The sequence below is a fragment of the Streptomyces sp. NPDC001617 genome (assembly GCF_053596855.1).
Map to the genome: position 1 here is coordinate 1 of NZ_JBSFHA010000160.1, position 9,871 is coordinate 9,871.

The window sequence follows — 9,871 nt, forward strand, 5'->3', positions numbered from 1 at the left end:
CCCCGGCACCAAAAAGGGCGAGGCCCGAAGACCCCGCCCGATCCGCAAGAAATCCCAGGTCACGGCCAGACAAGGCAATAGGGCTGATGCCCCGCCTCATGCAGCCGGTGCGAGAAGTCCTGCCACTCGTGCAGCGAATGGGAGTGGCGTGGGGCTGACCTGGGGTTTCGCAGGGAAATGTGCGTTGACGTGGGGAAACTTCTCTCCGTAGTTCTCAGGGGTCAACACCGTTTCCCGAGCTCATGTGCCCTGGATGTGCCCTGGCGGCCTCTCACCAGAGGGTGCCTTGCTCGGCTGACGGACGGGTAGTGGGCGGCGTCGCCGCCAGGCTCACTCGCGTCTTGGTGTTGATGGCACGAGGTTCCGTCGTCACGGCGCCCGCCTCACGCAGCTGCCGGACGGCCTCGATCACTTGGGCGGGTCGGTAGACGGTTTCCAAGAGGGCGTATCGCTTGAGCTCGGGGATGGTTCGCCCGCCGGGCGTTTCGGAGATGAAGTCGTGCAGGATCCGTCGCAGCGGAGCCGTATCCGGTTCGAATACGAGATCAAGCATCTGCTGTTGGGTGTCCCTGGGGTCGCGGTAGCGGACGCCATAGGAAGGATCCACCTTCCACATGGCGTCCTTCATCTTCTCCAGCCCCAGTTCGTGCTGGGTACCGAAGATCAGGTAGAGCATCCTGCCGCCCTCGTCGACCATCTCGAAGTACAGCGTGTGCGTGAAGCCTGCCTGGCGCAGCGTGTTCCGGTACTGCTCGCGCAGGAAGGTGAACTTGCCCGAGGGCGGCTGCTGGAAGACGCCTTGCCACTCCTGGCTTCCGAAGGCTTCGTCGCCGAGTTGGCGGTGGCCGTCGTGCTTCTCGGCGAATCGGGTGAGGAAACTGGGCTCGAAGGTCACCATCACTTCGGTGCTGGGATGGCGCCCCAGCTCCTGGAGGAGCGAGAAGGGGATGTCAGGTCCGCCAAAGCTGTCCAGCAGGACGAAGAGGGGTTTCCCCAACGCTCCGATGCCCCGCAGCTTCTGCAGGAGGGCCGGGTGGAAATCTCCGTGACGTATGTCCACAGCTATTCGTTTGGTGATGTCGTCCGTTTGCCGGGAGCGGACGAGCTCCATCTGGCGCTGTAACTCTTTGACGCGCCGGGCGTCCTCTTCCATGAGGATCACGCGCATACGTTTCGGGAACCTGTACAGAGCGTCGGCGAAGACTTCGTAAGCGATGACCGGGGAACCGGGCTCGCCCTGTTTGTAGACGCCAGCGCCCGCGAAGCCTTCGGCGTAACTGATCACGTCGAGTCGTGACAGCAGAATCGGCGCCCATGCCGCCAAGTACTGCTTCAGTAAGTCATGTTTGGCCGCCGTGTGCGGATCGCGTTCCCACACGGCATCCTTCGGTACGGCCACGATCGGTCCCCCTACTCCCGTCGGCTCCGCTGGGGAGAGGGTCACACACCGTTGCCATATGCCACCAGAGTGCGTACGGCGGCTGCTGGACTTTGGCCGTTAATGGGCTGCGACAGGCAGTCGGGGCGGCATCTCGTCCCAGGTTGCTCCGTCGAGTTCACGACCCCCTGACTTCGGGCTGCGGCCACCCCATTGCTTGAAGAAGAAGGGCACTTCGGCGTGGTTGCAGGCGTCGCGGATGTCCACCAGCCACTCCTCCTGTACGGGGCGATGGTGGGGCCCGGACTCGCCTCCGGCGATAACCCAACCGATGCCGTCCAGTTGCAGACCGGTAAGCGGACCGAGAAGCGGCTCACAGGACAGGAAGCGCACGGCAGCGGGAACCTGTCGAAGGTCGTCGACACGATCCAGGTGCTCTGCATCTTCGACGGAGACGCCCATCCACAGGTTGGAGGGCCAGTCGAGTTCGCCCGCCACACGTCGCAGCCTGCGGGCTCTCTTGGTCAGTAGCTGATAGGTGTGCTGGGGAGTCTCGGCAATCACCTGGAAGACCTGCCGGACGAAGTCCAGGGGGACCTTGGCGTGGAAGAGGTCGCTCATGGAATTGACGAAGACCATCCGTGGGGCCTTCCACTGGCGGGGAATGGCCAGTGCGTCAGGGTGAGGGGCGAGGCCGAAGCCCGGGCCGGATGTCCTGGGATCCCCGTCAGTCTGGTACTTGGCAACACCCATGGCCTTGAGGCGCCTGGATAATGTCAAGGCGTAGCAGTTGTCACACCCGGGGGAGATCCGGTCGCATCCTGTGGTGGGATTCCAGGTCGCCTCGGTCCACTCGATTGTGCTGCGATCGCCCATGGGTCCCCTCCCGTAGCGGGTGGACACTGGTCATCAGCGCTTCCCCACCCGGCGCTTCGACTGCGCTGCCTAACGAGCGACGTGCCGAACTGACACGCGATCGCCCCCATCCTTCACGTCGAACGAGTGTTCTGTGAAGGGGGTGTTGGAATCGAGGGCCAGCTGGAGGATCCGGCGGCCGTTCGTCAAACTCAGGGTGTCGATGAGCGCGTCGCAGAGGGTCGCAGTGTCGTCGAATGCCTGGTGGCACTTGGCATCAGTGAGTCTTCGCCATCTTCGAACATGCAGGTCGGAGGCTCTGGCGTGGCGCTCGCTCGGGATACTCATGCTGATCTCAGGCGGGAGTCTGCGGTCTTGATCATCCGTCATGTCATCGGTCGAGGCTGTCACATTTGGGTCATTGAACCCAACCCGGCCAGCCGGGTTGTTAATGTCAAACAGCCGCTCGTGGCGGCGCGGCCCGAAGGGCACATCCTTGGAGTTCCAGGTCACCGACGTGGACGCACGCCACGAACGGCTGCTGGCTCAGGGCGTTGAGATCCTCAAACCGCCGACAACCCAGCCGTGGGGACGCCGCTCAGTGTGGCTGCGTGACCCAGACGGCAACATCGTCAACCTCTACCAGGAGGCGTGACGGTCGGTCCGCTACACCTCGCTTCGGTCATTGCGGGACAGCCCTTAGCGTCTATAGGGCCCAGTCCCGGACGCGCGCGAGCTCCGCCGCCCGCTTCGCCATCCCCAACTTCCATGGTGTCCGCTCCACTTCAGCAATCTCCCGCCACAGTGCCGCCGTGGCCAAGCTGAACGCCGCGAGTGCTTCGGCCTTTGCGTCCCGCCAGGACGGAAACCGACTAGCGAAGGTGAGCGCCTCCTCCACGGAATGCCCGGCGTCCATGAGCTGGAGGAGAAGGGCGCAGGGGTCGATCCAGGCCGCCCCTCGGGTCGGCCAGGCCCAGTCGATGAGTCGCGCACGGTCACCGGTGATCAGAACGTTGTCCGGGGCGAAATCGGTGTGCAGGAGAGCGTTGCCCTCGAAGTAGTGCAGGGAGCCCGGCGGTGCGTAGTCCGCCCACCGGTCGACGGCGTCCTTGAGACCGATGCCGGGGGGCGCTGTGACGTCCTGCAGCTCGACAAGCGCGGCTTCCACGAGCGGCAAGTCGGGTGAGCCTGGTGCGTAGTCGGCGTGGCGGCCGTCGATCACCTCGTAGCCGAGCAAGTACCAGCCGCCGAACTCCAGGTGCCAGTACAGGCGCGGACAGGATGCCGGCAAGTACGGGGCGACGGCTGCCTCGCGGCGTTGGGCAGCGACCTGGGGATGGTCGGACGGGATGCCCTTCACGAAGACGCTGCCGCTCTCGGTCTCCAGGACGGAGGCGATGCCGGAGTTCATGCCGCCCTGCGCGGTGGCCGCCTGGTGGACGGCGCCGGTCTTGTCGGCGATGGCCTGGCGGATGCCAGCGGGGAGCTGCTCGAAGGGGATGCGGGACATGGACACGCGCGGTTCCTCAGGGGGTGCTCGGGTACGGGGGAGTGCCGCCCCGGCCAGCGTACGGCCGGGACGGCACTCAAGGGGTGGAACAGGAGGGCGGTACGGGCGCCACCCGTGGTGGATCTAGTAGGGCTGGTCGTCACCGGCCGAGCAGCTGCACTCGGCGCCCTCGGCGGCCTCGTCCAGGTCGGCGATGACCTGGAACTCGTCGTCCTTGATCGACGCGGTGGTCAGCGGCACCGGCAGAACACCGGTCGGGCCGTCCGCTGGGCGGCGGCCGATGGTGAGCAGCACCGGTTCGCGGGGCGGGGTCAGTAGTGCGGTGGGCGGAGTCATGATCCGTAACCTCCATGCTGGCAGTAGAGCTCTCGTCGGTCCCCCGCCTCCTGGTAGAGCCTGGCCAGCGGTCGGCACGTGCGGCACGTGCCGACCTTCGTGCAGCCGGAGCATCCACCGGTGCGGAGCTGTAGGGACTCGGCGACCGCGCCGAGTCGGGGGAGGGCTTCGACGCCCTCGGTGATGAGGTTCACGCTTGGGTCGCGGCCGACCTTGCAGATCGACGCGATGCCGTGTGGGTTGACGTGGAAGAACGTGTGGCCGGCGTTGCAGCCGGTGAAGACGCTACGGGCCTTGAGATGGTCCAGTGCCTGCGTCGCCAGGGGGTTCGCCTCGCCATCGATCGTGGGCGACATGTTCGTGAAGACCTGGTGCGGGAAGCCGTACGACTTCGCGAGGCACACCATCGCGTCTGTCTCGTGCGCGTTGTCGTCCGAGACGATCACGTTCAGGCGGACCGGCAGCCTGTCCTCGCGGGCGGCGTCCAGGCCCATCAGGAACCGGCCGAACGCCCCGCGGTTCCGCGTCACCTTGTCGTACGTCTCGGCGGTGGCGCCGTAGACGCTCAGGGTCAGTCGGTATGGCCGGTGGCGGGCGAACAGGTCCCGGATCGGCTGCTTCCGTAGCGAGGAGCCGTTGGACGAGACCTGGACCATCATCCCGAGCTGGTGGGCGTACTCGTACGCGGCGCCGAACTCGCGGTCGATCAGCGCCTCACCGCCTGTGATCTGCAACCACAGGACACCGGCGTCCCTCAGTGTCTGGAGCAGCGCCTGCTTACCCGCCCAGTCCAGGCCCTCGAACCGCTTCTCCCCGAGGTAGCAGAACTCGCAGTCGTAGTCACAGCCGAGGTTGATCTCCCACGACGCCTTGCCGTACCCGTACCGGGACCGCTCGCGGACGAGGACGACGTCGCTGACTGGCGACGAGGACAGTTCGGTCCCCCACGCCTCCCTCGCCGCGTCGGCCAGCCAGTCCGGGACGGATCGTCCTTCCGCCCCCGCATCCCGCAGTTCCTCGTAGCGGACCTCCGGGATGCGCACGCCGGCCGCCAGGCCGGGCTGGACAAGAAGGTACTGGGCGAGAAACGGGCTGGCCACGAGCCGCGGAGCTGTTTTGGTCCCCAGCCTCTCGGCGCTGGTGTTTGTCTCGGTCATGGAACCTCCACGGGTTGCATACGAGCGGTCGGTCGGGCCTGGTGGTGGGCGGCGATCAGGTTGGTCGCCTGCTCAGCCGGTGGATCCCCTCGCCAAGTGCGGGTCAGAGGTGTGATCCGTGCGTGTCGAGGCGGTCACGCCGATCGCGGAGCCGTACGAGGCGGAAACGAGCACGATCAGCAGTGGTCCGGCGGTAGCGGTCAGCCTGCGTGATCTGGGCGGCGAGACGGCCGTTTACGGCTTCCACCAGGCCCTCCACGGGCGGGTGATGATCTCCCGGTACGTATGGTGCGAGGGATTGCGGCCACCGTGCGTAAACACCCAGCTCTGCGGGTCGGCGAAGTCGGTGCCGGGAGGCGAGGTCTCGCCACAGACCGCGCACTGCATCGCGTACGTGGTGGGCTCTGCGTCGGGTTCCCGGTCGGGCTGGAGGGTCCACTCCTGGTGGCGCATGATCGTGCGGCTGGTCATCGAACCGCCTCCAGAGCTGTGGCGACGTAGGGGTGCTGGAGAGCAGCGCGGAGGGCCTCCGTGTCGGTGAGGGTGTCGTCGTCAGGCAGCTCGCACCACCCGCCGAACCAGTCGTCGAGCAACTCCAGACCGGGCGCGACGAGCCAGGAGTTGGTGGAGAGGTGCCGTACCGGCAGATCGTCCCAGCTGGTTGCGGTGCCGGTCGGGACGGCGTAGTAGAGACGCCCGTTGGGCCTGTCGTAGAGCACGGGGCCGACGGAAGTACCGATGCAGCGCAGATAGGCCAGGGCTAGGAGGCCGATCTCGGCGGAGGTGCGCACGACGTCCCAGCCGTCGCCGACCTTCAGCAGCCGCAGCCCCGGCACGTCGTTCACCATGGGAGCTCTTCGCAACGCATCGCGCACGGACATCACGCATCCCCCTGCGGCCAGAAGCTGTGGCTCGCGCCGAGCGAAGAAGTGGATTCCGCGGTCGGCGTGAAGTGGCGGACCACGATCAGACGAGCGCCTGCTTTTGTTATCTGACGCTTGCGCTCGGTGCCGAGGCCCTTCGGGCCGAGGTGGCTGAGAGCCGGAACCACGGCACCGTAGGCATCGGGGAGCTCGAGCGCGTCGAGCAGACCGACGAAGGCCGGGGACCGGGTGATCACCGTGGAGTCGCGTTCGGTGAAGACACCGCACAGGGCCAGTTCGTGCCGTTCGCAGTACTCGGTGAGGCAGTTGACGAGCGCCGCGTGGCGGGGCAGCCCGCCGGTGATGTGGCGTAGGTAGCCGAAGACCTGGGGGAAGGCGACGGGGCGGCGTTCGGTGATGAGGTCGTCGTCCATGCCCATAGCGTCGGCCGTCGTGAACAGCCTCGAAATGACCTGCTGTTGTACTTCCGTTGCACTTCCCACCCCACGTCGTCACCGACAGTGCTTCCATACGTGACGGAGGGAGGTCATCCGTGGTCAGCGTGCAGCAATGGACAGGTCGGGAGGCGAGCGCCCTGCGCGCCGCGTTGCGTATGAGCACGCGCGCTTTCGCCGAGCACCTCGGTGTCGCACTGCGCACGGTTGCGAAGTGGGAGAGCCTCGGCGCGGAGACACAGCCCCGACCAGACACCCAGGCCATCCTCGACACCGCACTCGCACGGGCGGACTCGGCCGTCCAAGCCCGCTTCGAGGCAACGCTGTTCCCTGAGCGGAAGAGCGCGCGGCCGGCGGACTACGAGACCTGGACCGAGGACATCGAGCGCGCTGTTGTCTGCATCAGCCGTCAGGACTTCCCGTTCGCCTCAACCCTGTTGAACCGCTGGTTGGGCAGCCGTGCACCCCAGCAGCTGGACGACAAGGGTCTCTATTTGTACGGCCGTTCCCTCGTGCTCCTGGGTGACCTCCAGCGCGATCAGGGCGCGATCCTCGGCCCACTCTCCGCCCGCCACTCCTACCTGACCGCCCGCGGCATGTTCACCGAGCTCGACATCCCACGCCGGGTGGCTCAGATCGAGCTGTCCCTGGCCGTCGTTCAGGAGATGTCGGGCGAGTTGGAATCCTCTGCTCGCCACTACGAACTCCTCGCCGGGGACCAGCGCCTGGGCCTGCGTGACCGTGCCAGGGCGCGGCTGTGGGTGGGTACGGCCCTGAGCAAGGAGGGCAACAACGCGTACGCCACCAACGCGATGACGGCCGCCACTCGTGCTTTTGAGGACTTGGGCGAGCCGGAGGACTGGTCGGTCGCCCACCAGAAGCTGGCTCTGGCCCATCGCGGTGCCGGCGACCTGAAGCAGGCCCTGCACTACATCGACATCGCGCGCACCACCGGCACGGTCGACTCCCCGATGCAGCGGGTGAGGCTGGACACCGCGTACGGGCACATCCTTCTGTCGGATGAGGCGACCCGGAATGATGGGCTGTCCGTCCTTGATCAGGCGGCACAGGTGGCCCGGCAGTACGGGCTGAGCCACCAGCTGCGCAGTATTGAGGGCATCCGAAAGGGCCAGCAGGGATGAGCCAGGGAGTGCCAGTGCCGGAGCACCAGCAGCGCCAGATCACCGACGAGCAGTTCCACGACGCGACGCTGATCTGGAATTACCACCAGATGGGCCACGAGCTGCGGCCCTGCTCGGCGGCGATCGGCCTGGGCAGCCACGACCTCGGGGTCGCGACTACTGCGGTCGACCTTTATCGCGCCGGCCTTTTCCCGGTCGTGGTCTTCAGCGGCGGCAACAGCCCCACCACCCGCGCTCGTTTCCCGCGCGGCGAGGCCGTCCACTACCGCGAGCACGCGCTGAGCCTGGGGGTGCCGGACGAGGCGATCATCGTGGAGTCGAAGGCTGCGAACACCGGCCAGAACATCACCTTCTCCCGCGAGCTGCTGGCCGGGGCCGGGGTGGAAGTGCAGTCGCTGCTGCTGATCTCCAAGCCGTACATGGAGCGCCGCTCGTATGCGACCTGCCGCAAGCTGTGGCCCGAGGCTGAGGTCGTGTGCGCCTCCGAGCCGCTGGAGTTGGACGACTACATCAAGTCCATCGGCGACGAGAAGCTCGTCGTCGACATGCTCGTCGGTGACCTGCAACGGGTGATCGAGTACCCGAAGCTCGGCTTTGCCGTCGAGCAGGACGTACCGGGGGATGTGTATGACGCTTACGAGCGCCTCCTGGGCGCCGGCTTCGACAGCCGCCTCATCAGCACCTGAGCCGCCCAGCGCCGATGCATCGGACGGACTGTGCGCGATCCACCAACCGAACCTGTCTCCCCGGCTGTCCACGCTGGCCAAGCTGTTCTCCGCCGACCTGTGGATCGTCCTGGACGACGTGCAGTTCGCCCGGCGCGACTACCAGCACCGCGCCCGTCTCGCCGCCCTGGACGATCCATCCCGACAGCAGTGGCTCACGCTCCCGACGCACCTTCCCCACGGGCGTCCGACGCTGATCAGCCAGGCTCGGCTCGTTGATCCGCGTCGCTCGCGCCGGACGGTCCAGCTTCTCGTCCGCCAGTACTACGGCCGCAGCCCCTACTGGGGTGCTGTGTCCGAGGTACTGGACGCGCTCGACGAGTCGGACCGAGTGGTCGACCTGGCGAGGACATCGACGATCGCCCTGCTCAGCGCTCTCGGCTGGTCGGGGAAGGTGCGGGACAGCAGCGAGATCCCAACCCGGCAAGGCCGCTCCGAGCGCCTCGCCGACCTCGCGGCAGTCACCGGCAGCACCCACTATCTGTGCGGCACCGGTGGTCTGCGTTACCTCGACGCTGGTCCTTTCGACGCCCACGGCATTCCCGTGCTGCCCTTCCACACTCCTGTGGACATCCCGCTCTGGCGGTGGGCACGTCGATCCAGCAGCCTGTGGGCCCTGAGCAAGATCGGGCCCGATGCGCTGGCCGATCAGCTGGCCGCCCAACGAGAAGCCCACCATCCTGGAGCCCATGCGTGGCCGAGCCCACCACCAAGGCAGGGGCCAAGAAGCCCTTCCTATACGTCGTCGTCTGCGCGTGCGGCATCGCCGGTGACGTCGACAAGCTGATCACCGCCGCGCAGGAACGGAACTGGGCCGTCGGAGTCGTCGCCACCCTGCAGGGCCTCGGCTTCCCTGACACCGAGGCGATCGAAGCCAAGACCGGCTACCCGATCCGCTCCGCTTGGCGCGCGCCCGGCGAGGCCCGGCCGCCGCCACCTGCGGACGCGATCGCGGTTGCGCCGGCCACCTTCAACACGGTCAGCAAGTGGGCCGCCGACATCTCCGACACGCTCGCTCTGGGCATCCTGTGCGAGGCATACGGGATGGGCATCCCGACCGCTGTCCTGCCGTACCTGAACTCGGCCCAGGCCGCCCACCCCGCATACCGCCGGAGCCTTGAACACCTGCGCGAGATGGACGTCCTGCGGCCACTCGGACCCCGGCTTCACGCTGCGGACGTACACGCACCTGCTGCCGTCCAGCGAGACCGCACCCGTAAGGCGATCGACGACGCTTTCACGGAGACGGAAGCCGAGGCGGCAGACGACGGCGACCCGCCCGCCGCCCAGGGCACATCCGTGCCCCCAGCGAAACCCATGTGCCCTCAATGGGCCCTGGCCGCCTGGCAGCCCCTCCCCGGCACCAAAAAGGGCGAGGCCCGAAGACCCCGCCCGATCCGCAAGAAATCCCAGGTCACGGCCAGACAAGGCAATAGGGCTGATGCCCCGC

At 66.9% G+C, this 9,871-nt stretch carries 12 protein-coding genes and 2 pseudogenes; 6 read left to right on the forward strand and 8 right to left on the reverse strand.

Annotated features, from left to right (window positions below; genetic code table 11):
• Positions 1-271 precede the first annotated feature (271 nt).
• Both ACWC09_RS51580 and ACWC09_RS51585 read right to left on the reverse strand, forming a co-directional pair.
• A complete protein-coding gene (locus ACWC09_RS51580) occupies positions 272-1,399 on the reverse strand; it encodes a three-Cys-motif partner protein TcmP (protein WP_450859137.1) in 1,128 nt (375 codons plus the stop codon).
• 99 nt (positions 1,400-1,498) lie between these two features.
• Entirely contained in the window at positions 1,499-2,254 is a 756-nt protein-coding gene (locus ACWC09_RS51585; protein ID WP_450859138.1) for a DUF5131 family protein, read from the reverse strand.
• A 430-nt stretch (positions 2,255-2,684) separates the two neighbouring features.
• Between ACWC09_RS51585 and ACWC09_RS51590 the strand changes: the two genes are divergently transcribed.
• A complete protein-coding gene (locus ACWC09_RS51590) occupies positions 2,685-2,888 on the forward strand; it encodes a VOC family protein (protein WP_450859140.1) in 204 nt (67 codons plus the stop codon).
• A 51-nt stretch (positions 2,889-2,939) separates the two neighbouring features.
• On the opposite strand, the gene ACWC09_RS51595 is transcribed toward ACWC09_RS51590, so the two are convergent.
• The 6 genes from ACWC09_RS51595 to ACWC09_RS51620 all read right to left on the reverse strand — a co-directional run bounded on the left by ACWC09_RS51595 (position 2,940) and on the right by ACWC09_RS51620 (position 6,533).
• The gene (locus tag ACWC09_RS51595; RefSeq protein WP_450859142.1) at positions 2,940-3,743 is read right to left on the reverse strand and encodes a phosphotransferase family protein; all 804 of its coding nucleotides are present in this window, start codon (positions 3,741-3,743) and stop codon (positions 2,940-2,942) included.
• 123 nt (positions 3,744-3,866) lie between these two features.
• Positions 3,867-4,079, reverse strand: coding sequence for a hypothetical protein (locus ACWC09_RS51600; RefSeq protein ID WP_450859144.1), 213 nt, complete (start codon positions 4,077-4,079; stop codon positions 3,867-3,869).
• Positions 4,076-5,236 (reverse strand): radical SAM protein, encoded by a 1,161-nt coding sequence (locus ACWC09_RS51605; protein ID WP_306500880.1) that lies wholly within the window; start codon positions 5,234-5,236, stop codon positions 4,076-4,078. The genes ACWC09_RS51600 and ACWC09_RS51605 overlap by 4 nt, the downstream gene beginning before the upstream one ends.
• Positions 5,237-5,470: 234 nt before the next feature.
• Positions 5,471-5,707 carry a DUF7848 domain-containing protein gene (locus ACWC09_RS51610; protein WP_266561024.1) on the reverse strand — a complete coding sequence of 79 codons (237 nt, stop codon included), beginning with the start codon at positions 5,705-5,707 and terminating at the stop codon, positions 5,471-5,473.
• Positions 5,704-6,084: a hypothetical protein gene (locus ACWC09_RS51615; RefSeq protein WP_381302904.1), complete on the reverse strand. Its 381-nt coding sequence runs from the start codon at positions 6,082-6,084 to the stop codon at positions 5,704-5,706. Before ACWC09_RS51615 ends, ACWC09_RS51610 begins: the two co-directional genes overlap by 4 nt.
• Positions 6,085-6,116: 32 nt before the next feature.
• Positions 6,117-6,533: a hypothetical protein gene (locus ACWC09_RS51620; RefSeq protein WP_450859147.1), complete on the reverse strand. Its 417-nt coding sequence runs from the start codon at positions 6,531-6,533 to the stop codon at positions 6,117-6,119.
• Positions 6,534-6,652: 119 nt separating this feature from the next.
• Between ACWC09_RS51620 and ACWC09_RS51625 the strand changes: the two genes are divergently transcribed.
• From ACWC09_RS51625 to ACWC09_RS51645, 5 genes and pseudogenes are all read left to right on the forward strand, one after another.
• Positions 6,653-7,696 (forward strand): helix-turn-helix domain-containing protein, encoded by a 1,044-nt coding sequence (locus tag ACWC09_RS51625; protein WP_450859149.1) that lies wholly within the window; start codon positions 6,653-6,655, stop codon positions 7,694-7,696.
• Positions 7,693-8,382, forward strand: coding sequence for a YdcF family protein (locus ACWC09_RS51630; RefSeq protein WP_450859151.1), 690 nt, complete (start codon positions 7,693-7,695; stop codon positions 8,380-8,382). The genes ACWC09_RS51625 and ACWC09_RS51630 overlap by 4 nt, the downstream gene beginning before the upstream one ends.
• Positions 8,324-9,208, forward strand: coding sequence for a WbqC family protein (locus tag ACWC09_RS51635; protein WP_450859153.1), 885 nt, complete (start codon positions 8,324-8,326; stop codon positions 9,206-9,208). The genes ACWC09_RS51630 and ACWC09_RS51635 overlap by 59 nt, the downstream gene beginning before the upstream one ends.
• Positions 9,115-9,567 (forward strand): annotated as a pseudogene (locus ACWC09_RS51640) (flavoprotein); the annotation flags it as partial. The gene ACWC09_RS51635 and the pseudogene ACWC09_RS51640, both read left to right, overlap by 94 nt.
• A gap of 1 nt (position 9,568) precedes the next feature.
• Positions 9,569-9,765: pseudogene (locus tag ACWC09_RS51645) on the forward strand (site-specific integrase); the annotation flags it as partial.
• Between the last annotated feature and the right edge of the window lie 106 nt (positions 9,766-9,871).